The sequence below is a fragment of the Pectobacterium aroidearum genome (assembly GCF_015689195.1).
GTDB classification, from domain to species: Bacteria; Pseudomonadota; Gammaproteobacteria; order Enterobacterales; family Enterobacteriaceae; genus Pectobacterium; species Pectobacterium aroidearum.
Window position 1 is genome coordinate 2,564,013 of sequence record NZ_CP065044.1, and the last position, 25,898, is coordinate 2,589,910.

21 protein-coding genes are annotated in these 25,898 nt (G+C 54.5%); 10 read left to right on the top strand and 11 right to left on the bottom strand.

The features are described 5' to 3' along the window. The first annotated feature begins 1 nt into the window (after position 1). From I2D83_RS11525 to I2D83_RS11550, 6 genes are all read left to right on the top strand, one after another. Positions 2 to 1,330 (top strand): LLM class flavin-dependent oxidoreductase, encoded by a 1,329-nt coding sequence (locus I2D83_RS11525; protein ID WP_015840378.1) that lies wholly within the window; start codon positions 2 to 4, stop codon positions 1,328 to 1,330. A 22-nt stretch (positions 1,331 to 1,352) separates the two neighbouring features. Continuing rightward, positions 1,353 to 2,288, top strand: coding sequence for an ABC transporter substrate-binding protein (locus I2D83_RS11530; RefSeq protein ID WP_194430232.1), 936 nt, complete (start codon positions 1,353 to 1,355; stop codon positions 2,286 to 2,288). Positions 2,289 to 2,356: 68 nt separating this feature from the next. Continuing rightward, positions 2,357 to 3,337, top strand: coding sequence for an ABC transporter substrate-binding protein (locus tag I2D83_RS11535; protein WP_205946542.1), 981 nt, complete (start codon positions 2,357 to 2,359; stop codon positions 3,335 to 3,337). Positions 3,338 to 3,422: 85 nt separating this feature from the next. Beyond that, positions 3,423 to 3,977, top strand: coding sequence for a GNAT family N-acetyltransferase (locus I2D83_RS11540; RefSeq protein ID WP_205946543.1), 555 nt, complete (start codon positions 3,423 to 3,425; stop codon positions 3,975 to 3,977). An 80-nt stretch (positions 3,978 to 4,057) separates the two neighbouring features. Next, the gene (locus I2D83_RS11545; protein WP_205946544.1) at positions 4,058 to 5,002 is read left to right on the top strand and encodes an amino acid ABC transporter permease; all 945 of its coding nucleotides are present in this window, start codon (positions 4,058 to 4,060) and stop codon (positions 5,000 to 5,002) included. Positions 5,003 to 5,026: 24 nt separating this feature from the next. Continuing rightward, positions 5,027 to 5,851 (top strand): amino acid ABC transporter ATP-binding protein, encoded by an 825-nt coding sequence (locus tag I2D83_RS11550; protein WP_241007214.1) that lies wholly within the window; start codon positions 5,027 to 5,029, stop codon positions 5,849 to 5,851. A gap of 78 nt (positions 5,852 to 5,929) precedes the next feature. Here I2D83_RS11550 and I2D83_RS11555 read toward each other — a convergent pair whose 3' ends face one another. From I2D83_RS11555 to I2D83_RS11600, 10 genes are all read right to left on the bottom strand, one after another. Next, positions 5,930 to 6,379, bottom strand: coding sequence for a hypothetical protein (locus I2D83_RS11555; RefSeq protein WP_205946545.1), 450 nt, complete (start codon positions 6,377 to 6,379; stop codon positions 5,930 to 5,932). Between the two features lie 67 nt (positions 6,380 to 6,446). Next, entirely contained in the window at positions 6,447 to 7,145 is a 699-nt protein-coding gene (urtE, locus tag I2D83_RS11560; protein WP_205946546.1) for an urea ABC transporter ATP-binding subunit UrtE, read from the bottom strand. A gap of 1 nt (position 7,146) precedes the next feature. Then, on the bottom strand, positions 7,147 to 7,983 hold the full coding sequence (urtD, locus tag I2D83_RS11565; protein ID WP_225182529.1) for an urea ABC transporter ATP-binding protein UrtD: 837 nt from the start codon (positions 7,981 to 7,983) through the stop codon (positions 7,147 to 7,149). Beyond that, entirely contained in the window at positions 7,976 to 9,052 is a 1,077-nt protein-coding gene (gene urtC, locus I2D83_RS11570) for an urea ABC transporter permease subunit UrtC (protein ID WP_205946547.1), read from the bottom strand. The genes urtD and urtC overlap by 8 nt, the downstream gene beginning before the upstream one ends. Next, the gene (gene urtB, locus I2D83_RS11575) at positions 9,052 to 10,641 is read right to left on the bottom strand and encodes an urea ABC transporter permease subunit UrtB (RefSeq protein WP_205946548.1); all 1,590 of its coding nucleotides are present in this window, start codon (positions 10,639 to 10,641) and stop codon (positions 9,052 to 9,054) included. The genes urtC and urtB overlap by 1 nt, the downstream gene beginning before the upstream one ends. 54 nt (positions 10,642 to 10,695) lie before the next feature. Continuing rightward, positions 10,696 to 11,964 carry an urea ABC transporter substrate-binding protein gene (gene urtA / locus I2D83_RS11580; RefSeq protein WP_205946549.1) on the bottom strand — a complete coding sequence of 423 codons (1,269 nt, stop codon included), beginning with the start codon at positions 11,962 to 11,964 and terminating at the stop codon, positions 10,696 to 10,698. Beyond that, positions 11,961 to 12,764, bottom strand: coding sequence for a GntR family transcriptional regulator (locus I2D83_RS11585; RefSeq protein WP_205946550.1), 804 nt, complete (start codon positions 12,762 to 12,764; stop codon positions 11,961 to 11,963). Before I2D83_RS11585 ends, urtA begins: the two co-directional genes overlap by 4 nt. A gap of 72 nt (positions 12,765 to 12,836) precedes the next feature. Continuing rightward, positions 12,837 to 16,451: an urea carboxylase gene (uca, locus tag I2D83_RS11590; protein ID WP_205946551.1), complete on the bottom strand. Its 3,615-nt coding sequence runs from the start codon at positions 16,449 to 16,451 to the stop codon at positions 12,837 to 12,839. Next, on the bottom strand, positions 16,444 to 18,246 hold the full coding sequence (gene atzF / locus I2D83_RS11595; RefSeq protein ID WP_205946552.1) for an allophanate hydrolase: 1,803 nt from the start codon (positions 18,244 to 18,246) through the stop codon (positions 16,444 to 16,446). The genes uca and atzF overlap by 8 nt, the downstream gene beginning before the upstream one ends. A 181-nt stretch (positions 18,247 to 18,427) precedes the next feature. Then, positions 18,428 to 19,435: a Gfo/Idh/MocA family protein gene (locus I2D83_RS11600; RefSeq protein WP_205946553.1), complete on the bottom strand. Its 1,008-nt coding sequence runs from the start codon at positions 19,433 to 19,435 to the stop codon at positions 18,428 to 18,430. A 148-nt stretch (positions 19,436 to 19,583) separates the two neighbouring features. Between I2D83_RS11600 and I2D83_RS11605 the strand changes: the two genes are divergently transcribed. After that, positions 19,584 to 19,760, top strand: coding sequence for a hypothetical protein (locus I2D83_RS11605; protein WP_015840395.1), 177 nt, complete (start codon positions 19,584 to 19,586; stop codon positions 19,758 to 19,760). Positions 19,761 to 19,782: 22 nt separating this feature from the next. Here the strand turns inward: I2D83_RS11605 and I2D83_RS11610 are convergent, their stop codons facing one another. Next, on the bottom strand, positions 19,783 to 21,543 hold the full coding sequence (locus tag I2D83_RS11610; protein WP_205946554.1) for a type III effector HrpK domain-containing protein: 1,761 nt from the start codon (positions 21,541 to 21,543) through the stop codon (positions 19,783 to 19,785). Positions 21,544 to 22,303: 760 nt separating this feature from the next. Here I2D83_RS11610 and I2D83_RS11615 point away from each other — a divergent pair. The 3 genes from I2D83_RS11615 (at position 22,304) to I2D83_RS11625 (ending at position 25,820) form a co-directional block, all read left to right on the top strand. Further along, the gene (locus I2D83_RS11615) at positions 22,304 to 23,122 is read left to right on the top strand and encodes an oligogalacturonate-specific porin KdgM family protein (RefSeq protein WP_180779017.1); all 819 of its coding nucleotides are present in this window, start codon (positions 22,304 to 22,306) and stop codon (positions 23,120 to 23,122) included. A 131-nt stretch (positions 23,123 to 23,253) separates the two neighbouring features. Then, the gene (locus I2D83_RS11620; protein WP_205946555.1) at positions 23,254 to 24,006 is read left to right on the top strand and encodes an oligogalacturonate-specific porin KdgM family protein; all 753 of its coding nucleotides are present in this window, start codon (positions 23,254 to 23,256) and stop codon (positions 24,004 to 24,006) included. Between the two features lie 107 nt (positions 24,007 to 24,113). Further along, positions 24,114 to 25,820, top strand: coding sequence for a pectate lyase (locus I2D83_RS11625; RefSeq protein WP_180779019.1), 1,707 nt, complete (start codon positions 24,114 to 24,116; stop codon positions 25,818 to 25,820). Positions 25,821 to 25,898: the final 78 nt, after the last annotated feature.

Here is a 25,898-nt window from a genome sequence, read left to right on the forward strand (position 1 = left end):
AATGAGTGAAAAGCAACTCTCCACCAAGCGACAATTAAGACTGGGTTTAATATTACAAGGCGCTGCGGGAAATATGTCCGCATGGCGACATAAAAACGTCGTACCCGATGCCAGTATTAATTTTGGTTTTGTTCTGGATGCGGTAAAAAAAGCCGAACAAGGGAAATTTGATTTCGTCTTCGTGGCTGACGGTCTGTATATCAACGAAAAATCCATCCCGCATTTTCTCAATCGCTTTGAACCGTTAACGCTACTGTCCGCACTGGCCACCGTCACCACCCATATTGGCCTGGTCGGCACGCTCTCGACATCCTATTCGGAACCCTTTACTACCGCTCGGCAGTTTGCCAGCCTCGATCATCTGAGCAACGGCCGTGCAGGCTGGAACGTGGTGACCTCCCCGCTGGAAGGGTCGGCGAAAAATTTTTCCCGCGCGCAACACCCAGAACATGCACTACGTTACCGCATTGCCGATGAATTCCTTCAGGTGGCGAAAGGCTTGTGGGACTCCTGGGAAGACGACGCCTTTATTCGTGACAAAACCAGCGGACAGTTCTTCGATCCAGAGAAGCTGCACACGCTGAACCATAAAGGGGAATTCTTCTCGGTACAAGGGCCGCTGAATATTGGCCGATCCGCGCAAGGTCGCCCTATTGTATTTCAGGCTGGTGCGTCTGAAGACGGCCAAAAACTGGCCGCCAAACACGCCGATGCCATCTTCACCCACCAACACACGTTGGAAGAGTCGCAGCGTTATTACCGCGAGGTAAAACAGAAACTGGAAGAAAACGGTCGTCGAGCCGATCAGCTACACGTCTTTCAGGGCGTCAGCGTGATTGTCGGCAACGATGCGGAAGACGTGGAGCGTCAGTATCAGGAAACCGCACAACTGGTGACAATTGAGGACGCGCTCAATTATCTGGGCCGCTACTTTGAGCACTACGACTTCTCACAACATCCGCTGGATGCGCCCTTCCCTGATATCGGCGATCTGGGGAAAAACAGCTTCCGCAGCACCACCGACGAAATCAAGCGCAACGCCCAGGAAAAAGGCTTAACGCTGCGACAGGTCGCGCTGGAAGCGGCCTCACCGCGCCCAGTCTTCAGCGGCACGCCCGAACAGGTAGCAGATGGCTTGCAGCTCTGGTTTGAAAACGGTGCCGCCGACGGCTTCATCATTCAGGGCGGTACGCCGGATACGCTCAATCATTTTGTCGATCGCGTCGTGCCTCTGCTGCAACAGCGCGGCCTGTTCCGTCAGGAGTATCCCGGCTATACGCTGCGGGAAAATCTGGCGCTGGATTATCCGGTGAATCAATTCACGCGCTAATTCGCGCAACAGGAGATTCACCGTGAAGCGTTCCTCTTTTATCACCACGACGGGCATGGCGACATTATTGAGCACCGCGCTGGTCACTCACGTGCAGGCGCAAGATGCGGGATTCGTCAGCCGTATTGATCTGAAGGCCAACCAGATTCCCATTCGTATCGTGAAAAATGACGAGGCCATCGCGCAGATCCCGGCTCATTTCAAATTCGTGACGCCGGGTAAGCTAACGATTGCCGTCTCGGCGCTCAGCTCACCGCCGCTGTCGCTGCTGGCTGACGACAACAAAACGATTGTTGGCAGTGATGCGGATATCGCGCGACTGGTGGCCGACGGACTCGGGCTGGAACTGAAACTGGTTCCCGCCTCCTGGGAAGACTGGCCGTTGGGGATCACGGCGGGAAAATACGACGCTGCCATTTTTAATATCGCCGTGACGAAACTCCGTAAGGAGAAGTTCGATTTCGCCACGTACCGCATTGATACGCTGGGTTTCTACGTGAAATCAACCAGCAAGATTACGTCGATTAACAAACCGGAGGACGTTGCAGGTCTGAAGGTGATTGTTGGTTCCGGCACCAATCAGGAAAACATTCTGCTGGGTTGGGATCGGCAAAACCGCGCCAACGGCCTTCCGCCCGTGCAGCCTGTCTACGTCACCGATGATGCCGCCGCCAACCTGAGCATTCAGTCGGGGCGCGTTGATGCCTTTTTCGGTCCCCATTCTATCGGAGCCTATAAAGCGGCGCTGACGGGCAAGACACGCATGGTCGGCAAAGGTCCGACGGTCGCTTACGTCGCGGTCACCACGCAGAAAGGTAACGGTCTGGCGCAGGCAATCAGCACTGCCATCAATGGCGCGATCCACAACGGCAGCTATGCACAGATACTGGATCGCTGGGGTGAAGACGATGAAAAGATCGCGCAGTCCGTCGTGAATCCGCCGGGTATCGGCGATTAAGTCACAGTAACTCACCTTAAAAGTGACAATGTCACCATTATAACTAATAACCTGCAAGGGAAAGACAGATGCAAAAAGAGATTGTCCACACCATCGCACAAACGGTCGCAGCCCCGCGCGTACGCACATCGTTTTTGACAAGGCTACTGACGGGATCGCTGCTGCTCGGCACATTTTCGGTCACGACAGCACAGGCGGCCATCGACCTGAAAGCCAATCAGCAGCCGATCCATGCCCCGAAGAACGCGGAGGCTATCGCACAGATTCCGGCTGATTTTAAATTCGTCACACCGGGTAAATTCACCGTGGCGATTGCCGCACTGGGTTCGTCACCACCGCTGGCGTTTCTGGCCGACGACAACAAAACCGTGGTGGGCAGTGAGCCGGATATCGCCCGGCTGGTGGCCGACAGTCTCGGGCTGGAATTGAACATCGTCCCTACTTCGTGGGAAGACTGGCCGCTCGGTGTGTCCTCCGGCAAGTACGACGCTGCCATCATCAACATTACCGTCACTAAAGAACGCAAGGAAAAGTTCGATTTCGCCACCTACCGCGTCGACTCACTCGGCTTCTATGTGAAATCCACCAGTAAGATTCAGTCCATTAAGGAAGCGAAAGACATCGCCGGGCTGAAGATTATTGTCGGCTCCGGCACTAATCAGGAAGCAGTGCTACTGGCATGGGATAAGCAAAATCGCGCCAACGGCCTGCCCGCCTTTCAGCCGATTTATGTCACGGATGATGCGGCCGCCAACCTGAGCCTGCAATCCGGTCGCTCAGACGCTTATTTCGGCCCCAACGTGATCGGCGCGTACAAAGCAGAGTTAACCGGCAAGGTTAAGCATGTCGGTACGGTCAACGGCGGCTCCCCCAACATCGCGCATATTGCGGTCACCACGCGCAAAGGTAGCGGGCTGGTACAGCCGATTAATACGGCGCTAAACGGCGTGATTAAAAGTGGCGAATACGACCAGGTGCTAAACCGCTGGGGAGAAAGCATTGAGCGTATCGATCGTTCAGAAATCAATCCACCGGGACTGGGCGATTAATAGCGCCCGATGGCTATCGGGATACCACGATCGAAACGTCACGGTCACCGATAGCCCGTATAGGTAAATGAATCAGGAGCACGCCATGTCCGATGACATCTTCATTGTTACTCAGCCCGAAGACCCTATCGTGGCCCCGATTATCGACGGCCTGTTCGCGGAATATGAACAGCGCTATGGCGACTTTTTTGGCGAGCGGGAAAGCGATCCGCCGGGAATTTACCAGCAGCCACACGGCATTTTTATTGCGCTGCTACGTCAAGGTGTACCAATTGCTACTGGCGCGTTTAAACGCTACGACAGTACCACCGCCGAAATTAAGCGGGTATGGACGGATAACGCACTACGCCGCCAGGGGTTGGCAGGGAAAGTCATGCAAGAGTTGGAGCAACACGCTCGCCGGTTAGGCTATCAGCACTTTTTCCTGACGACCGGTTTCCGACAGCCCGAAGCTGTGAGGCTCTATCTGAGCCACGGTTACTCGCCTCAGTTCGATATCAGCGTCGATCCGGTGACCTACAGTATTCCGCCTTACGATGGGCGACTGCCGTTTAAGAAAGCGTTGTTTGACGCGACGACGACGCGGGCAGCCCGGCAAACGGAAGTCGATCTTATCGCTCGCCATTTGAAAGTGTGTTAACCCAGCGCACCGCGACTCACCCTGTGCGGTGATGAAGAGCAAAGGACATTTTTCAAAATCACCTGCAAAGAGTATCGATTATGACGCAATCTCTACATACGTCTTCTCAGCAAGCACCGCTAAGCCAGGCGCAGGACGCGCCGTTGCGCATCGTTCCTGCGCGTTATCCTTTTCGTTTTGCCGGCGCGCTGTTTTCGCTGTTTATTTTTGCCGCGATTATTCAGTCAATTGCGCTGAATCCACGCTGGGAATGGTCGGTATTTGCCGAGTGGTTTTTTAATCCGGTTATTCTCACCGGTCTGGGGCAAACGCTGCTGCTGACCGCACTTGGCACATTATTCAGCATTGTTTTCGGCACCGCGTTAGCGCTGGCTCGGCTTTCGCCGTCTTATCTGCTCTCCACTCTGTCGTGGCTGTATATCTGGCTATTCCGGTCACTGCCGCTGATTCTGGTGCTGATTATTCTCTACAATTTCTCGTATCTCTATGACGAGCTGGCGTTCGGGATTCCCTTCACTTCCGTTGTCTTTCTGCGCTACCCGACGATTGATTTGCTGGATCAATTTTCCGTCGCCGTGCTTGGCCTGACGCTGGTGCAGTCCGCCTATACGGCGGAAATTATTCGCGGCGGGATTCTCGGTGTGGATGCTGGCCAGTTTGAAGCCTCGGCCGCACTCGGCCTACCCGGCGGTCGCCGGACAGTACGTATCATTCTGCCGCAGGCGCTGCGCTCCATTCTGCCCACCGGTTTCAACGAGATCATCAGTTTGGCGAAAGGTACGTCGATCGTTTATGTGCTGGCACTGCCGGAGCTGTTCTATACCGTTCAGGTCATCTACAACCGTACGCAGCAAGTTATCCCACTGCTGATGGTCGCCACCATCTGGTATCTGCTGATCACCACGGTGCTATCCGTCATCCAATACTACGTGGAACGCTATGTGTCTCGCGGTGCCGTGCGTGAAATGCCGCCGACGCCGCGCCAGAGACTCGTCCGTATCCTGACGCGCAAGCGCGCACGTTAACTCACCCGATTCTGGAGATTCACCATGTCTGAAGCTATCGACTACTTTGCTCACACGCGCTCCACCGCTCAGCCACAAGCAGAAAGCGCGCGTGGGCTGATTGAGATTCGCAACGTGGCGAAGCATTTTGGTCAACACAAAGCGCTGGAGGATATCAATCTGACGCTGGCGCCCGGTTCCGTCACGGTAATCCTCGGCCCATCCGGTTCGGGGAAATCCACGCTGCTACGCACGATTAACCATCTTGAACGCGTAGATGAAGGGTTTATCCGCATCGACGGCGACTACATCGGCTATCGCCGCAAAGGGAATACGCTCTATGAATTGAAAGAAAAGGACGTGCTGCGTCAGCGCATCAATGTCGGTTATGTGTTTCAGAACTTCAATCTGTTCCCCCACCTTTCCGTGTTGGAAAACATCATTGAAGCTCCGCTGGCACATAAGCTGTATTCACGTCAGGAGGCGGAAGATATCGCCTTTACCCTGTTGGAAAGCGTCGGTCTGCGTCACAAGGCGCAATCTTATCCCCGCCACCTTTCCGGTGGTCAGCAGCAGCGCGTCGCCATCGCCCGCGCGCTGGCGCTTAAGCCGAAAGTAATGCTGTTTGATGAACCGACGTCCGCCCTCGATCCCGAACTGGTCGGCGAGGTGCTGGACGTAATCAAATCACTTGCCCGCTCCGGCGTGACGTTGGTTGTTGTCACACATGAAATCGGCTTTGCGCGCGAAGTGGCCGACCGCGTGGTGTTTATGGTCGATGGCAAAATCGTCGAAAGCGGAGATTCCTGGCAGGTACTAAATCACCCCCGCCACCCGCGGACAATCAACTTTTTGAATAAGGTGCTGTAAAGAAATAAAAGTGTCAGTTATCGATAACAATCGGAAAGGCTCACTGCGAGTGAGCCTGACGAGAGCATGCATAAATCATTATTTTGCAGATAATGGCTCAATATACGGGCTGCTATAAACCTGAACCATCACGCTTTTATCCGTATCAAACGTCGCAACCGTCACAACCTCATTAGTGCCAGCCACTCGCCAACATTCAGCCTCAACATCGCAACGCTCCTGCTTCTTATAACCCATCGACGTCAGATAAGTATGAACCTTGTTGGTATCTTCAGTGCCATAGAAGTTCACCGTCCATACTTTAGCTTCCGGGCCGGTTACGTTCGAAAAATTGAAGTCATAGCGTGCGGTAATGCGCGGCATATTTTTCAGAATATCGGGGGTATAGAACGCATATTCCCTTTCATCCTGTTCGCTATAGTGCGCGCTACTGGCAAAATTCATTTTGACATAGGGCCATATCGTACCGATCACAGCCGCAACAACGATGATGCCGATAATAGCAAACATTTTCAGCGGTTTACTCATCCTTAAGTTCCTTTTAACTCTTGCTCGCTCGGTCTGAAATTTTTGTACTCACGGCATGAAGCTAAAGTCAAATCGCGACCAGTCCCCGTACGCCGTCCTGTTCCATCGTTTCACCTCGCCCACGCTGTATAATTTCCCCGCGTGACATCACCAGATAGCTATCGGCAAGCTCGGCGGCGAAGTCGTAAAACTGCTCAACCAGCAGAATCGCCATATCGCCACGCTGCGCCAGTTGGCGAATCACCGCGCCAATCTCTTTGATCACCGACGGCTGTATGCCTTCTGTCGGTTCATCCAGAATCAGCAACTGTGGTTTACAGGCCAGCGCCCGCCCGATCGCCAACTGTTGCTGTTGCCCACCGGACAAATCGCCGCCACGTCGCTGCTTCATTTCGTCCAGCACCGGGAAAAACTGATAGATCTCATCCGGCACTTGCCTCGCCTGTTTGCCTGGAAAGCGCGACAGCCCCATTAGTAGATTTTCTTCTACCGTCAGGCGAGGAAAAATCTCTCGTCCCTGTGGCACATAGGCAATTCCAGACTGCACTCGCTGATAGGGCTTGCGCGTATTGATCGCTTCTCCCTGCCAGCGAATCGTGCCAGACTTCGCCGGAATCAGCCCCATCAAACATTTCAGCAGCGTGGTTTTCCCCACGCCATTGCGCCCTAACAGGCAGGTAATTTCGCCGGGATTTACCTCAAAAGATAAGCCGCGCAGAATGTGACTACCGCCATAATATTGATTCAGTTCTGAAATCTCTAACATCTTAGCGCCCCAGATAAACGTCAATGACCTGCTCGTTCGCCTGCACCTCGCGCAGCGAGCCTTCCGCCAGCACCTGTCCCTGATGCAACACCGTAACGTGGTCAGCAATGCTCTCGACAAAACCCATATCGTGTTCCACTACCATCAGCGAGTGTTTGCCTGCCAGGCTGCGGAACAGCTCGGCGGTATAGGCGGTTTCTGCGTCAGTCATCCCGGCTGCGGGTTCATCGAGCAACAGCAGATGCGGTTCCTGAACCAACAGCATGCCGATCTCCAGAAACTGTTTTTGCCCGTGCGACAACAGCCCCGCAGGCCGCTGCCGTTCGTGGCCGAGCCGCAACAGCGTCAGCGTCTCGTCAATCCGGTCACGTTGTTCGCCGTTCAGCCTGGCACGCAGGCTTGCCCACACCGATTTATCCGTTTTCAATGCGATTTCGAGGTTTTCGAACACCGTCAGCGCTTCAAACACCGTCGGTTTTTGGAATTTCCGCCCTATTCCCGCACGGGCAATGTCCACTGGCGATAGTGTCGTCAGGTCAGTGAACTGATCGTAAAACACCTTACCGCTATCCGGGCGCGTTTTACCGGTAATGACATCCATCAGCGTGGTTTTCCCCGCGCCGTTAGGACCGATGATGCAACGCAACTCCCCCACACCAATCTGCAACGAGAGATCGGTCAGCGCCCGGAAACCGTCAAAACTCACATTAATCTTGTCGAGTTGCAGTACCGGGTCGGTCTGGTGCCGATGGCGATCTGACGGGTGTCGCTGAGCAAATTGGGTCTGTGAAGCAACCGACGGTGCCGCCACTGAGGATACAGATACAGGCTCAGTCATGTTTCTTCCTCCTCAACAATCCAATCACCCCACGCGGTAAAAATAGCGTGACGAGAATAAACATCAGTCCTAGAAAGAACAGCCAGTACTCAGGAAAGGCCACGGTAAACCAGCTTTTCGCCCCGTTGACGATACCCGCACCGAGCAGCGGTCCGATCAGCGTCCCACGTCCACCCAGCGCCACCCAAATGGCGGCTTCGATAGAATTGGTTGGCGACATTTCGCTGGGATTGATGATACCGACCTGTGGTACGTACAGCGCCCCCGCCAGCCCGCACAACACGGCGGAAAGCGTCCAGACAAACAGCTTGAAGCCTTTCGGATCGTAACCGCAGAACATCAGCCGGTTTTCCGCATCGCGCACCGCCGTCAGCACACGGCCAAATTTACTGCGCGCCAGCGCAAATCCCACCAGCAGGCTGGCAATCAACAACAATACGGTGGCGACAAACAGCCCAATGCGCGTACCCGTGGCCGTAATGGGGAATCCCAGCAGCGTAGTAAAACCGGTAAATCCGTTATTGCCACCAAAGCCGGTTTCGTTACGGAAGAACAGCAGCATGCCAGCGTAGGTCAACGCCTGTGTCATGATTGAGAAATACACGCCCTTGATTTTGGAGCGGAATGCGAACCAGCCGAACACAAACGCCAGCACACCCGGCACCAGCACGATCAGGCACAGCGCCCAGGCGAAATACTGGGTTCCTGCCCAAAACCACGGCAGTTCCGTCCACGACAGAAAGGACATAAACGCAGGCATGCCCTCACCAGCAGCCTGCCGCATTAGGTACATGCCCATCGCGTAGCCTCCCAGCGTGAAAAACAGACCATGACCGAGCGATAACAGCCCAGCATAGCCCCACACCAGATCCAGCGCGACGGCAACAATCGCGTAGCACAGAATTTTACCGATCAACGTCAGCGTATAGGTGGAGATCGCCAGCGGGTTCTCTGCGGGCAGCAGCGCGAGAAATGGCAGGATTAGCAAGGCCAGCAACATCGTTGAACCGAGGCCAAGCACGATCCGCGGCGCGCGCTGCGTCAGGGTTAGTGTTATGGGTTGCGTCATCAGTCAATCACCCGTCCTTTGAATGCAAACAACCCCTGTGGCCGTTTCTGAATAAACAGCACGATCAGGACCAGAATGACGATTTTTCCCAGCACTGCACCAATCTGCGGTTCCAGTACCTTATTAAGAATGCCGAGGCTGAACGCGGCCACCACCGTTCCCGCAAGCTGCCCGACGCCACCCAACACGACGACGAGGAAGGAATCAATGATGTAACCTTGTCCCAATTCCGGCCCGACGTTGCCCAATTGCGACAGCGCCACACCGCCAAGACCTGCGATGCCCGAACCAAGACCAAAAGCCAGCATATCAACGCGTCCAGTCGGCACACCGCAGCAGTCCGCCATCGCCCGGTTTTGCGTCACCGCCCGCACATTCATGCCAAGGCGGGTTTTATTGAGTAGGATCCAGGTGAGCAGCAGCACGCCGAGGACAAACAGGATGACTGCGATACGGTTATACGGCAGCACCAGATTCGGCAATACTCGCAACCCGCCAGACAGCCACGCGGGGTTCGCCACTTCCAGGTTCTGCGTCCCGAACAGCATCCGCACCAGTTGTATCAGCATCAGGCTAATCCCCCAGGTCGCCAGCAGCGTTTCCAGTGGTCGGCCATAAAGATGACGAATCACCGTGCGCTCCAGCGCCATCCCGACGCCAGCGGTAATGAAAAAAGCGACAGGCAGCGCCAGCAGCGGGTAATACGCCAACCAGCCAGGCGCAAACTGTTGACACAGCGACTGCACCAGCCAGGTTGCGTATGCTCCCAGCATCAGCATTTCACCGTGCGCCATGTTGATGACGCCCAGCAGCCCGTAGGTGATTGCCAGCCCCAGCGCCGCCAGCAGTAAAATAGAGCCGAGCGACAGGCCGGTAAACGCCTGCCCCAGCAGATCGCCGACGATCAAACTTTGTTTAATCTGATCCAGGCTCGCCTGCGCCGCCGCACGTACGCCGGTATCTGATTCATTTTGTGCCTGCGTCAACGGCTGTAACAGCGCCTGCATTTGCGGATCGCCGGTTTGTCCTAAGCGTTTGACCGCGTCAAGTCGCACCAGCGGATTGGCATCACTTAACTGCCGGGTCGCAATGGCGATATTCAGCGCATCGTGAACCTGTGCGTCTTTTTCTACCTCAAGGCGCTGCATCAACAGCGGCAGTTGCTCTGCACTGCTCTCGCTCTGCAACTGCCGAACGGCATTCAGGCGAGTAGCGACATCGTCGCTGACAAGCTGATGTGAGGCCAGCGCGGTGGCAACCAGCACGCGCAGGCGGTTATTCATAAAGAGTTTTTTCGTCGCGCCAACCGGTTCCGCGTTCCCTTCCAGCGGCGTTAACCTACCCTGCATATCCCTAAACGGCTGCTGATTCTGATCGAGTACCACCGATTCATTACGCAACGCCTGTAACAGCGGCAAACGCGCCGGTTCCGGCGCTGCGGCCCATTGCTGCAACAGTTCGGCCTGCTGCGTGCGGCTGGCGGCGGCGAAATCGGCCGCAGGCCCAGCTTGTGCCAGCCAGGGAAGCATCAGACACAGCGACAGCACAAACGTAGATAATTGACGATTAATCATCGCAATGTCCGCCATATAAGAGGAATTATCCCCGTCCTACATGCTGGACGGGGCGTGTAGGAACGATGCTTACTGTGCGGCTTTGATTGGATTATCGGGTTTCTTATCATTGCCAGCGATGTACGGGCTCCACGGCTGCGCACGGACCGGTTTATCCGTTTGCCAGACCACGTTGAACTGGCCGTTTTCCTCAATCTCGCCAATCATCACTGGCTTGTGCAGATGGTGGTTGGTCTTGTCCATCGTCAGCGTAAAGCCATCTGGCGCGGCAAAGGTTTGGCCAGCCATCGCGGCGCGGACTTTATCCACGTCCGTGGTACCTGCTTTCTCTACCGCCTGCGCCCACATATGAATGCCCACATAGGTCGCTTCCATCGGATCGTTAGTCACCACCGTGCTGGCGTTCGGCAGGTTTTTCGCTTTGGCATAGGCTTTGTAGGCTTCTACGAAGTCGGCGTTGGTTGGGTTATCTACCGATTCAAAGTAGTTCCATGCCGCTAAATGACCGACCAGCGGTTTAGTGTCGATGCCACGCAGTTCCTCTTCACCGACCGAGAATGCAACAACGGGGACATCGGTCGCTTTGATTCCCTGATTCGCCAGCTCTTTATAGAACGGCACGTTGGAATCACCGTTGATGGTGGATACGACGGCGGTCTTGCCACCCGTCGAGAATTTCTTAATATTGGACACGATGGTCTGGTAATCGCTGTGACCAAACGGTGTATAGACTTCCTCAATATCTTTGTCCTGAACGCCTTTGGAATGCAGGAAGGCGCGCAAAATCTTATTGGTGGTACGCGGATACACATAGTCCGTGCCCAGCAGGAAGAAGCGCTTCGCCGCCCCGCCGTCTTCGCTCATCAGGTATTCCACCGCAGGGATCGCCTGCTGATTCGGTGCCGCGCCGGTGTAGAACACATTTGGCGACATTTCTTCGCCTTCATACTGCACCGGATAGAACAGCAACCCGTTTAGTTCCTCAAATACTGGCAGAACCGATTTACGCGACACAGATGTCCAGCAGCCGAACACCACCGCTGCTTTATCCTGCGTCAGCAATTGGCGTGCTTTCTCGGCAAACAGCGGCCAGTTCGAGGCGGGGTCGACCACCACCGGTTCCAGTTTTTTACCCAACACGCCGCCTTTGGCATTGATTTCATCAATGGTCATCAGCGCGACATCCTTCAGTGGCGTTTCTGAAATCGCCATCGTGCCGGACAGCGAATGCATAATGCCGACTTTGATGGTGTCTGCCGCCTGCACGCTCCAGGTCAACCCCATGCCAACCACCGTCGCAGAAAGCGCAAAAACTTTTAGCAATGAACGTCTTTTCATTTATTAGCCCTTAAGTCGTGTTGAGTGAGAATGGAATCGTGTGATGCGTCAGGTGGAACCACTTCCGTTGAAACGGATTGCGTTGGAGCCGATTGCGTTGAAACCGATTGAGGCCGCGCCTGCTGTAACATGTGTAAGGTAATTTTCCTCACCTCGGCCTTACTGACGGCAATGTGGTCGGTCAGAATGCGCTGCGCCTCCTCAGTGTGCTGTTGCAATATCGCCAGCAGGATGCGGGCATGTTCTTTATAGGTCGCGTCGATACGATCCTCACGGGTGAAATCAAGACGACGAATAATGCGGATTTTCTCCGTCAGCTCACCGTGAACTCGCGCCATTTCGCTGTTGCCCGCCGCCGTCACCAGCCCCCGGTGAAATCCTTCGTCGTAGCGGGAGACGGTCTTGCCGTCATCCAGACGCGGTTCCTCAATCCAGAAGCGTTTCAGGTCAGCCAATAGCTCGGTGCAGCGCCCCGGCGGCATCCCACACAGTCGCCGAATGGCTTCCCGCTCCAGTACGATGCGGAAGTCATACAGTTCTTCAAAATAGGCGAAATCAAACGGACGAACCTGCCAGCCGCTGCGGAAATAGACTTCGACATAGCCTTCCCGCTCCAGCCAGAACAGCGCCTGACGCACTGGTGTACGACTGACCGACATCCGCTCGGCAATTTCATTTTCACTAAAGCGATCGCCCGGCATCAGGTGAAAGTCGAAAATGTCGTTTTTCAGCGTTTGATAGACCCGCTCCGCTAGCGCTTCCGGGCGATCTTTGCTGCTCTTTTGTGTGCCTGCTCGCATCGTTTTCTCTGCCTCGTCGTTATTTCCGTTCGTCCGTTGGTTCAGGCGCGTCCCTTTATTGCTGCCTGTCTTTTACTCCAGCCATAGCAACGCATCGCCGGGGCTGACCGGTCGACCCGGCTGGCAGCCGATGCGTTTCACCCGACCAGACTGCGGCGCGCTAATCGTCAGTTCCATCTTCATGGCTTCGACGATAATCAGTGGCTGTCCGGCTTCGATGGCATCCCCTACGTTCACCAGCACTTTCCAGATGTTGCCGTTCATGTCCGCACTCACCTGAAACGCGCTCTCGTCGTTCTCCACAGGCGCGGTAGAAACGATTTCCTGCGGCGTACTCTCATCCTCCTGCTGCCACAGCGCGACTTCTGTTTCAAACGCCGTGGCCTGACGCTGACGGAAAGCGGCAATGTCGTCGGCCTGATCCGTCAGGAAACGTGAGTGCTCAGCAAAATCAAACTCGGCTTCTTCGATGCGAATCGCGGCGCGTCCTTCACGGAAGTCATCACGCAGCGCCGTCAGTTCGGCTTCGCTGACCGGATAAAACCGCACCTGATCGAAGAAACGCAGCAGCCAGGGTTCACCCGTAATGAACTGATCGTTTTTGAGGAATTTGTTCCAGATAGGCAGCGTGCGCCCCACCAGTTGATAGCCGCCCGGCGAATCCATGCCATAGATGCACATGTACATGCCGCCGATGCCGACCGTGCCTTCGGCGGTAAAGGTGCGTGCCGGACTGTATTTGGAACTCAATAAGCGGTGACGCGGATCGACTGGCACCGCACAGGGCGCGCCGAGATAAACGTCACCCAGCCCCAGAATCAGGTAGCTGGCATCAAAAATGATGTCGCGCACGTCATCACGGCTCGCCAAGCCATTAATGCGTTGAATAAAATCGACATTATTCGGCAGCCAGGGCGCGCTGGCGCGTACGGTTTCACGGTAACGTTCCACCGCGCCGAGCGTGGCGCTGTCTTCAAACGCCATCGGCAAATGGACGATACGCGACGGCACTGTCATCTGGCTGACGTCGCCCAGTTGGCTTTCCAGATGCAGCAATACGTCCAGCAGCGCACGTTGACGGAGAACCCGACTGTCGTAACGCACCTGTAGCGAACGCACGCCGGGCGACAGTTCTTCGATCCCCGCGGTCTCTGAAGCGCGGATCGCCGCCATTAACAGATGAACGCGCAGCCGCAGTGCCAGATCCAGCACGTTCTCACCGTATTCAATCAGGATGTAGTTATCCCCTGCCTGACGATACGCGGCGGCTGGCATAGTCGCGGTGGCCGGTACCGCAGCCAGCACGGTTGCAGAACCGTGTTCTGTCGTCGCCAGCGAGGGGACGTCAAACGCAGGTGCATGAGCGGCTGCCAGCGTGGAAACGCAGTCAGACTGCGCTTGTTCCAATGCCAGTGCTTCATCCGCGCTGATGGGATGGAAACGAATACGATCGCCGGGCTTAACTTGACCGACTTTCCACAGTTCCGCTTTGGCAATCGTCACCGGACAGACAAATCCACCCAGACTCGGCCCGTCACGCGTGAGGATCACCGGGAAATCACCCGTAAAATTCACTGCGCCGATGGCGTATTCACAGTCGTGAACGTTGGAAGGATGCAGACCCGCCTCGCCGCCGTTCGCCCGCGTCCAGGTAGGTTTTGGCCCGACCAGACGCACGCCCAGTCGGTTTGAGTTGTAGTGCACCTGCCATTCTGCCGCGAAAAACTCATCAATTGCCGCGTGGGTAAAGAAATCCGGCGCGCCGTGCGGGCCATAGAGCACACCAATACGCCACTCATCGCCGTATTGCGGAATCAGCGCCACGTCCACGGCCTGCGGCGCGCTTACGGGCGCGGGTGTGGTGCAAGCGGGTAAATGGGGTTGAGAAATCGCCAGCATATCCGCTACGCGCAGCGTTCTTCCGGCATGGCCGCCAAATTCCCCGAGCGCGAACGTCGAACGGCTACCGAGATACTGCGGCACATCGATGCCGTTACGCACCGCCAGATAGGTGCGACAGCCAGACTGTGCACGCCCCAGCGTCAGCGTTTGCCCAGCGGTTACCGTCACAGGCTGCCAATATGGCACCTTTTCACCATCCAACATCGCCGGGCAGTCAGCGCCCGTCAGTGCAATCACTGCCTCGCAGTGGAAGCGCAGCGTCGGCCCTTGTAACGTAAATTCCAGCCCTGCGGCGGCCTCATCGTTACCGACGATGCGATTCGCCAACCGAAACGCAAAATCGTCCATCGGGCCGGACGGCGGCACGCCGATATCCCAATAGCCAAGGCGTCCGGGATAGTCCTGCACGCTGCTCCAGGTACCGGGTTGAATCACTTCAATCACCGAGGCAGACGGCGTAAAGCTGTCGAGCATCCGCGTCCACACGGTTCCATTGCGGAATGCGTCGGTAGCGACAATCTGGCGCAGGTAATCGAGGTTGGTGGCAATACCGTGCAAACGCGTAGCATTCAGCGCCTGCTGCATCTTCTCCAGCGCCAGTTCGCGATTTTCCGCATGAACGATCAGCTTAGCGATCATCGGATCGTAATATGACGATACTTCGGTGCCGGTGCTTACCCAGCCGTCGACCCGCACACCGTCGGGAAACGCCACTTCGGTCAGCACGCCGGGGCTGGGCTGGAAGTTTTTCAGCGGATCTTCCGCATAAAGGCGGACTTCAATCGCGGCACCACGCGGTGCCTGCGTCAATGGCGTCCAGTCCAGCGCTTCATCCGCCGCAACACGCAGCATACATTCGACCAGATCCAGCCCGGTGACACACTCCGTCACCGGATGCTCCACCTGTAAACGGGTATTCACTTCGAGGAAAAAGAACGCATCGCGTTCGGCATCGTAGATATACTCCACCGTTCCCGCACTGCGATAGTTAACCAGCTCACCCAGCTTCACCGCCGAGGCCAGTAGCGCCGCGCGTGTAGCGTCCGGCAAGTGCGGTGCAGGCGTTTCTTCCACCACTTTCTGGTTGCGCCGCTGCAATGAGCAATCACGTTCGCCCAGCGCCACCACGCGACCTTTACCATCGCCAAAAATCTGTACTTCGACGTGACGCGCCCGATCGATACAGCGTTCGAGAAAGACGCCTGCATCGCTAAAGAATTGCTCGCCCAAACGGCGCACGCTCTCCCACGCGGCCTGTAACGCCACGGCATCCGCACAGCGAGTCAGGCCAATGCCGCCGCCCCCGGCGGTACTTTTCAGCATCACCGGATAGCCGATGTCTTCGGCAGCGGACAGCGCATCCTCCAGCGAGGCCAGTAGCGGCGTTCCCGGCGTCATCGGTACCCCCGCCGCGGCCGCCAATTCACGGGCGCGGTGCTTCAGACCGAATTCGCCAATTTGCTGGGCGGTTGGCCCGACAAACACAATGCCGGCTTTTTCACACGCAGCGGCAAACGGCAGGCTCTCTGACAGAAAACCGTACCCCGGCCAGACAGCCTCTGCCCCCGCCTGCTGTGCGGCGGCCAGTACCTTATCGATACACAAATAGCTGTCGCTGGCCTTCTCGCCGCCAATGGGTACGGCAATGTCTGCCTCTTTCACATGCTGTGCGTTTTTATCCGCATCGGAATAAATCGCTACGCTGGTTATCCCCAAACGCTTCAGCGTGCGTATGGCGCGGCAGGCAATTTCACCGCGGTTAGCGATCAGTACGGTCTTAAACATGAGACGCCTCCTGACGGGCAAGCCAGTTGCGCCAGCCGCCGAATTCCGTGATATCCACGGCGTCGCTCAGCGCAGCCGGTTCGCAAATAAAGCCTTTAACCTGCCGTCCGTCGGATAACGTCAGCGTGCCAATACCCAGCGGCGCCGGAATCTCTGCGACAAACTCACCAAAACGCGCCAGCGGGATGTCCCACAGCTCGACGATAATCGCCGCACCATCGGTGCTTTTCGCTAAACCGGGTTTCGCCGGTTGCGTATTCGCCAGCGCATAAAGACGATAGTTTTCCGCCGTGCGCGTCTCTTCCACCCGTACGGCATCACGGCGGGTCAACTGATGGTTCAACGGCATGCCCGTCAGGTGCGCACCGACGACGGCAAGACGAACGTATAATGCGGAAGGCGGCAAGGTAGCCTGTCCTACAGGCAGCGTTTTTCCTGTTGCCCCCAGCGTAAGCGCCAGCTGTGCCTGCCAGCGCAAGCCAAAGCTCGCTAATGCACGGTCGTGCCAGGCGGGCGCAATCAACGTGATTCCCGCAGGCAAACCATCCGTGCGGAAAGGGGCTGGCAGCGCCAGTGCCGAGAGATCGGCCAGATTGGTAAAGTTGGTGTAGGCGCCCAACTGGGAGTTGTAGCGCACCGGTTCCTGTTTCATCGCTTCACGCGTGTGGATGGTCGGCGACGTCGGCACGACTAACGCATCAAACGACGCCAGCGTCTGCTGAATCTGACGCGCCAGTTCAGCACGCAGGTACTCGGCTTTAAACGCCTCTACCGCACTGAAGCGTTCGCCGCTCGCCACAATACCGTGCACCACAGGATCCATGTTCTCGGGTTGCCGCAGCATGTCGCCCACCGCGACGGTGCGTTCTGCCACCCAGGGGCCTTGATAAAGTTGCTCGGCTAGCTGCGTGAACATACTGAAATCGATCGGATGTAGCGTCGCACCCGTCGCTTCCAATTCGACCAGTGCGTGTTGCCAGGCCGCCTGAGCGACAGCGTCAGCAAAGAAAGTGGGATCGCTGGGGATAGCAAAGCGCGGCGTCGCTGGCAGCGCCGCAGGCGCACTGGCGGGATGGCTGCGCGAGTAGGCATCCGCGGCATCGTATCCGCCAGCCAGTTCAGCGACGGTAAAGGCGTCTTCAACGGTCAGCGCAAATACCGAGATAGTGTCATTCAGGCGACAGGCCGGTACGACACCGCTTGCCGATAACCACCCTTTTGTCGGCTTCAGGCCGACAATATTGTTAAACCCGGCAGGAACGCGCCCCGATCCAGCGGTATCGGTTCCCAGCGAAAACGCAACCAGCCCGCGCGCCAGCACCGAGGCCGAACCTGAACTGGAACCGCCGCTAACATAGTCCGCGTTAAAGGTGTTTGGCACCTCACCAAACGGTGAGCGCGTACCGACCAGACCGGTCGCAAACTGATCGAGATTGGTTTTGCCAATGACAATCGCCCCTGCCGCTTTCAGTTTGGCAACGGCAGTCGCATCGTTGTCGGCCAGATAGGTAAACGCCGGACACGCCGCGCTCGTCGGCCAGCCTGCAACATCAATATTGTCTTTGACGGCAAAAGGAACGCCGAACAGCGGCAGCGCGTCTGGATTTTCACGATACCGAGGCAAGAGCGCCGCGATCTGTGCCTGAAGCAATTCAGGGGTTGCCAGCGCGATCCACGCCGGATCGTCCGTCGACAAACTGGCGAGCAGCGCGCCTAGCGTTTCACCAACGCGATCGGCCTGCTGGTGATAATGCTGTTTCCATTCCTGAAGCGTGAGTCCTGTCATTCTTGGCATGATGTGAATCCCATCTGGTATACAAGATTGAATTCACTAAAGCGAAAACCATGCCAGATTTTATTTCATTGATTTTTATGAAATTAAATGAGAGGGGTTTGTTGCCATGCACAGAAAAGGAACAACCATGCGCCATTGCGGAGCACGGTTGTCAGGAGGAATACGCAGAACAAGCGTTCTTTTAAACGATCTTCTTCGCGGCCTGCTGCGCCAGAATCGACAGTTCCGTCGCTTTGAAGATATGCGCTTGCGACATCGCCAGCTCGGTGCGCTCACGGCAGTCATGCAAAAAATTCGGGAAAAAGGTGCGCTCGACGCAGCCTGCGGGGGTAAAGCGCTGTTCACCTTTACCATTCACCAGATAAACGACGTTGCTTTCGCCGCGCGTCAAATCGACATACTTTCTGATTTCGATATAACCTTCTGTCCCCAGTATCGTCAGACGGCCGTCACCCCAGACGCTCAACCCATCCGGCGTAAACCAGTCACAGCGAAAATAGCCCGTTGCCCCATTGTCACCCAGCAGCATCGCATCGCCAAAATCCTCAAATTCTGGCTGATGCGAGTGGTGATAATTCGCCGTCTGGCTGGTCACCACTTGCGCATCGGTGTTGCCGGTAAAATAGAGAAACTGTTCGATCTGATGAATACCGATATCGCAGAGGATCCCGCCGTACTGACGCTTTTGATAAAACCAGTCAGGCCGCACGCCGCGTTCACGATGGGGGCCAACACCGATCGTCTGAATCACTCGACCGATCTCACCCTGTTGCACCAGTTCACCGGCAAACAGCGCGCTATCCACATTGATTCGCTCATTAAAGTACACGGCAAACTTGCGGCCGGTTTCTGCTACCCGACGCTGGACGGCATCCAACTGCTCCAGCGTGGTCAGCGGCGGTTTGGCGGTGAAGAAATCTTTGCCTGAATCCAGCGTGCGCAGCGCCAGTTCGGCTCGGTCGTTGGGAATAACGGCACAGGCGATGAGATCGATAGAGGCGTCGCCAATCAGCTGTTCCGCAGAATCAGCAAAAGGTACGGAGGGGAAAAGCGAGATGAATTTTTCCCAATTATTTGGGTCGGACTCGAACACGCCAACCAGTTCCGCTCCTGCATCAACCAGTTGCCGACACATGTCATAAATGTGGTTGTGCGCTAACCCAATCGCCGCAAATCGAATCTTTTTCATCTTCCGCCCTGCCGATACCATCACGCCAAACGACTACAATAAGGTGGAAATCGAGCAGGCTAAAGACAAAAGCCGCGTAACGCGTTAGAATTTTTCCTGTTTTTTTAACATACACACATTTTTTGCAACGCAACCAAGAAAGATAGCCATGAAAAGAAAACGTATTCTTATCCCTCTCATCATTCTGATCCTGTTTGTGCTCTATCTGAATCGCGATGCGTTGAACCCTTTTGCGCCTGACTGCAAAAACCTTCCTGCGAACCAACCCAAACCCGAAGTGTGTAAAAAACCAGTAAAAGAAGTCGCTCCTGGCTTTGAAATTTAAGCTCGAAATTTAAGCTGGCGTATCAGCGCGGTTTGGGAATATTGAACTGTTCCAGTGCGGGGTTAACCGTTTTGGCAAAATCCTCCCGCCGGTTCTTGAGTTTGCTTTTGGCATTGAAAAAGTTCACCAGTTCCGCAATCCCCATACCGATGCTGAGCGCCCCGCTCACTGCCCATCCCACCGGCCCTGCGGCCGCGCCAACGGCAGAGGCGGCTGCCGCACCAGCGGCCTCACCCGCGATAGCCCCCACGACTTTTCCGGCAATCGCTGCGCCCGCTTTACCAGCAAGCCCAATGGCCGTTTTACTCCCCGCCGCCTTGGTTAAATCCTCTGCGTGTAGCGACGATTTAGCAAAACTCATCACGCTGCGCCCAGCCTCTTTCACCGCCTGCACATCGCTTTTTACTCCCATCCCCTCATGTGATGCAGCCGAGGGGGAAGCATCAAGTCCAACCGTTCGCGGCGCGGTCGGTGATATCGTAGAGAAACGTTGGCTCATCGCCGCCTGCGCAAGCAGCGGATCGGACAGTAAAATGGTGTTTATTTCACGCGGCACCGCCTGCTCAAAATGCTGAATCACATCTCTGTCTTTCTGTAGCGCTTCAATGCGTTGATTTAACACCTTTTCTGTTTCTTCGGTATTCCGGTATTCACGCCCCGCCATGACCTGCTCCAGCGTCTGTTGCAGTTTGACCAACGTCGCCGACTTTTGCGCCCCGCTGTACTGCTGCGGTCGGGTAAAAACGGCTCCATTCAACGTACTGATATCGGTTTTTGCCGCCAGTCCCAACGCCGCCGCATTGTGTAACGTATCTGCCGCTTCCTGATGGTTCACTGGTGCCTGTTCGCGGATCCAACTTTTCATGTCCTTCATCATCAGTTTGCCATCATGTGGGACTCGTGCCAGTTTTTCTCCTTTGACATCCGCATGTTCCAGAATCCCGAACAGCCCGGGATTAGACCACAGTCGGGCAGCCGCTTTTAGCTGAGGTGATAGCGTCGGGTTGTCGGTCATGATCGCGTTCAGATCGGTCAGGGTGCTGGTGCGATCGTTCTTTTGCGGCGGAGAATGCGTGTAGGATTTTTTTGCATCGGCAGCATTAAGCAGCGGCTCGTTGGCGAGCAAAAGCGCGGAAGATTGCACTAACCGCAGCGACTGTGCATCGGCTGTCGGATTTTTTTCCCGATATTCCTGCACAACATGGCTGGCATCGCTGGCACGTCGCTCCATGCTTTTAATAAAGGATTTGGTATCCCGATTCGAGATATGTCCGTCGGCTCTACCGCCATCCTTTGCCGTATCCATCGCAGTGTAGATCGCCGGATTTTCACGCAGATAGACAAGCGCTTTTTCCGCGTTCGTGCCGCCCTCTTGTAACATTTTCGCCGCCGCCAGCGGGCGATTCAGCTCCTTTGCCGCCTTTTCGCGTTCGTTTTCCGGCAGATCGCTCAACAATGCCGACCACTTTTCCAATGCCCTGGCGTTACTGTGCTCCGAGCTATCTATCGCCTGAAGATCGACGGAAGGCTTGGGTTCCGCAATCAGTGAACTGTCGGCAATTTGCATAGTTGACAGCACGCGCGCGGGTGACATTGATCTCTGGCCAGAAGGCACTGGCGACAGGCTCGGCGACGCGTCGCCAAAATCGATTGAGCGCGAACCCGACCGTGCCGTGGGCAATGCCGCCGTTTGTCCACCCTGCCGACTCGCTTCTGTATTGTGTGGCGCAGGCAAAGGCGCGGTATTTCCCCACCGATTTCCGTTCTCAATACGATTGATCATTACTGTCTCCATTCTGCTGTCGTCAGGCTTAACAAACGAGTCTCCCGCGTCATTTGAGTACAGAAAGGCCAGCAAGCGTGCCGCTCGCAGGATGACGGGTATAAGTGAGTGGAATGAAAACGCGATAGGTTCCCTGAAAATATTCAGGGGTATTTGATGGCTATTGGCCGCTTATTCATTTTTATGGAAATCGCTTTCTACAGAATATTCACGGAATGATGTGGAGAATAAGACAGATAACCGGTTAACAGCTGTTCAATTACATATCACCATCATCATTAACGATCAAGAGATACATCTCCCAACCTGACAACAACGATCGTCGTTACCGCCCTTCTTTACTCTTACAATAATCAGACGAAATGATTACAAAAAATCTCAAAGAGTAACCAAATGTGTGATCCACATAAATGAAACAGCGTTTCCTTTTCACCATAATGCCACACGACCTAATTATCAAGTCTGCTGATAATTAGGACAACCAGTAAGTGGTATAAATTATCGACATTCACTCATCAGCCTAAGCCATTTCGCTGATTGAAATACCCACAAACAAAATCATATATAAGGGAGCATCGATGAACTGATAGAAATCTGATTTACCAGGGATCTCGCCCTGTCTGACATTATTAATGGCGTCATCATCATTTCTGGTGATTCTATTTTTACGCCCAAAAAATGGCATCCACTGTCTGGTTTTAAAGATAGAGACTGCACTCGCCAATAATATTATTTATTCATCAAGAAAGAGAAAGACAGAATGAAAATATACACACGTAACCTACTCATCGTTTGTGCCGGATTCGCTCCTTTCCTCACTCAGGCAGAAACCGATGGCAAAACGACCTTTCAGTACGAACATAACTGGAAGACGGAAGACCGCCGCCACGCAGACTCCATCAAGCTCATTCACAAGAAAACCAACGGCTGGTCGTACGAGGTCAAATTCAGTACGTCGGCTGGTGGGAACAAACGCTACGACGTTGCCTATGACGATATGCAGGGCGGCTCTGGCGGCATGGTGATCGGTAAGGACTTCAAGCTAAGCAAGGCCGCTACCTTAACGCCGAGCTTTGAATTCTCCATCGGTAATGCCAGCATGATGTATCAGCCGGGGCTGAAATATAACTATCGAATTAACAGCGACTGGTCCACTTATGGCCGCTACCGTTATGAATATAAAAAACCGTCTCGCAGCTCGCGTTATTCGACCATTTCCGCGTCTGACAAATATGGTCACGCAGGAGAGTCTTATTTGTCAACATCCGACACTGGACGCCACCGTCTGGATGCTGGGGTAACGTATTCTGGTTTTGATAAAATTAATCTAACTTACGTCTTTAACTACTATATCGGTGATAACACCACAAAATCGTATAAATATAGCAAGGGTGAATTCACGGAAAAAGAATACGCCGTCTATGACAATGGTAAAACGGATTATGAACATCAGTTCAAAGTTCAATATAAGTTAAACAAACAGCTAACTCCTTACATTGAGTATGATGATATTAACAAATCCAGCACATCATCAAGCCGTCAGGGGAAAATCAAAGTTGGTTTCAACTACGTTTTCTAAGAAATACCGAATTTTATAAAGGAAACACGCCGTATTTCGTGCCGCGTTGAGGGAAAAATAAATTCATGAATGAATTTTGTCTATCAGCGCACAGTTTTCACAATTAACGACCAATATTAATGGTGCCCATAATGAAAAAACGCTACCTTGTGGCCGGTATTCTCTTTGCCCAAATTTATGCTATTTCCGCCTCTGCCTCTGATACCAAACTCAGCTATGAACATAGCTGGGGAACGATGAATCGCTACCACGGTGATCAAATCGGCATGCGGCATTTTATGGATAATGGCCTGTACGTTGGCGTTGAGCTGAACTTTTATAATAAGAATAAAGATCTGACCATCGATGATGTCGTCTCGAATTCTTATGCTTTTTATACCGGCTATGCCTACAGCTTAACGCCTGAACTAACCTTAACGCCGAATCTGGAAGCGCGCTTCTACTCCGGCGGCACCAGCGGTGAAGGCACCGTAGGCGATATCGGTGCCAGCCAGAGTTCCGGCGCACGCTATACGCCAGGTTTGAAACTGACCTGGGCGGTGACTGACAAGACGGATCTTCATACGCAATATCGCTATGACCTCAGAAAAATCACCCGCAGCAAGCGTACCAGCACGGATGATGATACCCACCGTCACCGCTATGAAGCGGGTGTGGCCTACAAGGGTTTCGATAACTTCACACTGGCGTACACCGCTTACTACTACCACGCGGATTACGTGCTGCAAAACAACAAAAAGCATGATTATCAGCAGGATTTTGATGTGTCTTACACCATCAACGACAACTGGACGGCACACGTTGGCGTTGAAGATGTCGCCAGCGGGCGCGATGTGAAATCGCGTGAAGGAAAAGGGAAAGTCGGCTTCACCTATACGTTCTAACAACGACTTAGCTTTCTAACAATAGCTGACTGCTATGCCATGTTTCTCGGGGATCCTGTTTATCAAGCAGGATCCCTTTATTACAAAAGCTATACAGGTAGATAAAAATGAAAAAATTTGCGCTGTCGCTTCTTGCAGGTCTGGTTGCTTTACAGGCCAGCGCCGCTACACCAGACCGTCTCACTATCGTCAATCAGTATGTTGATAACGTGCTGACCAAAGCCGGTGACCAGTATCACGGTCAATCACCCACACCGCTGCTCGCCGATGGTATCGATCCGCGTACTGGCAAGCAGATGGAATGGATCTTCCCTGACGGCCGCCATGCCGTGTTGTCTAACTTCTCCGCGCAGCAAAACCTGATGCGCGTGCTGGTCGGGTTAAGTAACCTGAGCGGCAACCCCAGCTATAAGCAGCGCGCCGAAGCGATTGTGAAGTATCACTTCCAGCACTATCAGGATGAGAGCGGCCTGCTGATTTGGGGCGGTCACCGTTTCGTTGATTTAAAAACGCTGCAGCCGGAAGGCCCGAGCGAAAAAGAGATGGTGCATGAGCTGAAAAATGCCTATCCCTACTACGATTTGATGTTCAGCGTTGATAAAGAGGCCACCGCACGCTTTATTCGCGGTTTCTGGAATGCGCACGTTTATGACTGGAAAATCATGGAAACCAGTCGCCACGGTAAATACGGGCAAAAAATGGGCGCGCTCTGGCAAAGTCCGTTTGAGCAACAGCCGCCCTTCTTCGCCACCAAAGGCCTCAGTTTCCTGAATGCGGGGAACGATCTGATCTATTCCGCCTCGCTACTGTACAAATACAATAAAGAAGACGGCGCGCTGGTCTGGGCAAAACGTCTGGCACAGCAGTATGTGCTGCCACGGGATAAAGCAACCGGACTTGGCGTGTATCAGTTTACTCAGGCGCTGAAGCGTGATGAAACCACCGACGATGCCGATACGCATTCCAAATATGGCGATCGCGCCCAGCGTCAGTTCGGCCCAGAGTTCGGCCCTACCGCGCTGGAAGGCAATATGATGCTGAAAGGACGCACCAGTACGATCTATTCCGAAAATGCGCTCATGCAGCTTCAGTTGGGTAAAGATTTAGGCGCGGAAGGCAAGGAACTGTTGACCTGGACAACCGATGGCCTGAAAGCCTTTGCCAAGTATGCCTATAACGAGTCCGATAACACGTTCCGCCCGATGCTCGCTAACGGCAAAGATCTCTCCAACTACGTTCTGCCACGTGATGGTTACTACGGTAAAAAAGGCACGGTGATCAAGCCTTATCCCGCAGATAACTCATTCTTGCTGTCGTATGCTCGCGCCTATACCGTTTTACCGGACGCCGAACTGTGGCGTGTCGCACGCGGCATCGCTCGCGCACAAGGGCTGGGTGAGTTAGGTTCAGCGGCGGGTAAAGACGTCAAAGTGGATCTCGCTACCAAGAACAACGATCCTTACGCCTTGTTCGCGCTGCTGGATCTGTATCAGGCGAGCAAAGTGAAAGACTATCTGTCGCTGGCGGAAAAAGTGGGCGATAACATTATCAGCACGCGTTATAAGAACGGCTTCTTCATGGCCGATCCCAACAGACAATATGCTGATGTCGATACCATCGAGCCTTATGCTCTGTTAGCGCTGGAAGCGGCGGTACGCAATCAGCCACAGTCCGTTGCCCCATTCCTGAATGGTGCGGGCTTCACCGAGGGCGGCTACCGTATGGAAGACGGTTCAACTCGCATATCTACTCGCGATAACGAAATCTTCCTGCTGAACGTTGGCGAAACCTTGAAACCCAACAATAAGAAGTAAGCGTTAATCCTCAACATGCCAATGGTGGTTCGCTGCCATTGGCAATCTTCTCTTACTTACCCTGCTCACCCCTTTACC

Coding starts and splice junctions, on each gene's coding strand:
- I2D83_RS11525 (WP_015840378.1), top strand. CDS start 2: ATGAGTGAAAAGCAACTCTCCACCAAGCGACAATTAAGACTGGGTTTA.
- I2D83_RS11535 (WP_205946542.1), top strand. CDS start 2,357: ATGCAAAAAGAGATTGTCCACACCATCGCACAAACGGTCGCAGCCCCG.
- I2D83_RS11540 (WP_205946543.1), top strand. CDS start 3,423: ATGTCCGATGACATCTTCATTGTTACTCAGCCCGAAGACCCTATCGTG.
- I2D83_RS11545 (WP_205946544.1), top strand. CDS start 4,058: ATGACGCAATCTCTACATACGTCTTCTCAGCAAGCACCGCTAAGCCAG.
- I2D83_RS11550 (WP_241007214.1), top strand. CDS start 5,027: ATGTCTGAAGCTATCGACTACTTTGCTCACACGCGCTCCACCGCTCAG.
- I2D83_RS11555 (WP_205946545.1), bottom strand. CDS start 6,379: ATGAGTAAACCGCTGAAAATGTTTGCTATTATCGGCATCATCGTTGTT.
- urtE (WP_205946546.1), bottom strand. CDS start 7,145: ATGTTAGAGATTTCAGAACTGAATCAATATTATGGCGGTAGTCACATT.
- urtD (WP_225182529.1), bottom strand. CDS start 7,983: ATGACTGAGCCTGTATCTGTATCCTCAGTGGCGGCACCGTCGGTTGCT.
- urtC (WP_205946547.1), bottom strand. CDS start 9,052: ATGACGCAACCCATAACACTAACCCTGACGCAGCGCGCGCCGCGGATC.
- urtB (WP_205946548.1), bottom strand. CDS start 10,641: ATGGCGGACATTGCGATGATTAATCGTCAATTATCTACGTTTGTGCTG.
- urtA (WP_205946549.1), bottom strand. CDS start 11,964: ATGAAAAGACGTTCATTGCTAAAAGTTTTTGCGCTTTCTGCGACGGTG.
- I2D83_RS11585 (WP_205946550.1), bottom strand. CDS start 12,764: ATGCGAGCAGGCACACAAAAGAGCAGCAAAGATCGCCCGGAAGCGCTA.
- uca (WP_205946551.1), bottom strand. CDS start 16,451: ATGTTTAAGACCGTACTGATCGCTAACCGCGGTGAAATTGCCTGCCGC.
- atzF (WP_205946552.1), bottom strand. CDS start 18,246: ATGCCAAGAATGACAGGACTCACGCTTCAGGAATGGAAACAGCATTAT.
- I2D83_RS11600 (WP_205946553.1), bottom strand. CDS start 19,435: ATGAAAAAGATTCGATTTGCGGCGATTGGGTTAGCGCACAACCACATT.
- I2D83_RS11605 (WP_015840395.1), top strand. CDS start 19,584: ATGAAAAGAAAACGTATTCTTATCCCTCTCATCATTCTGATCCTGTTT.
- I2D83_RS11610 (WP_205946554.1), bottom strand. CDS start 21,543: ATGATCAATCGTATTGAGAACGGAAATCGGTGGGGAAATACCGCGCCT.
- I2D83_RS11615 (WP_180779017.1), top strand. CDS start 22,304: ATGAAAATATACACACGTAACCTACTCATCGTTTGTGCCGGATTCGCT.
- I2D83_RS11620 (WP_205946555.1), top strand. CDS start 23,254: ATGAAAAAACGCTACCTTGTGGCCGGTATTCTCTTTGCCCAAATTTAT.
- I2D83_RS11625 (WP_180779019.1), top strand. CDS start 24,114: ATGAAAAAATTTGCGCTGTCGCTTCTTGCAGGTCTGGTTGCTTTACAG.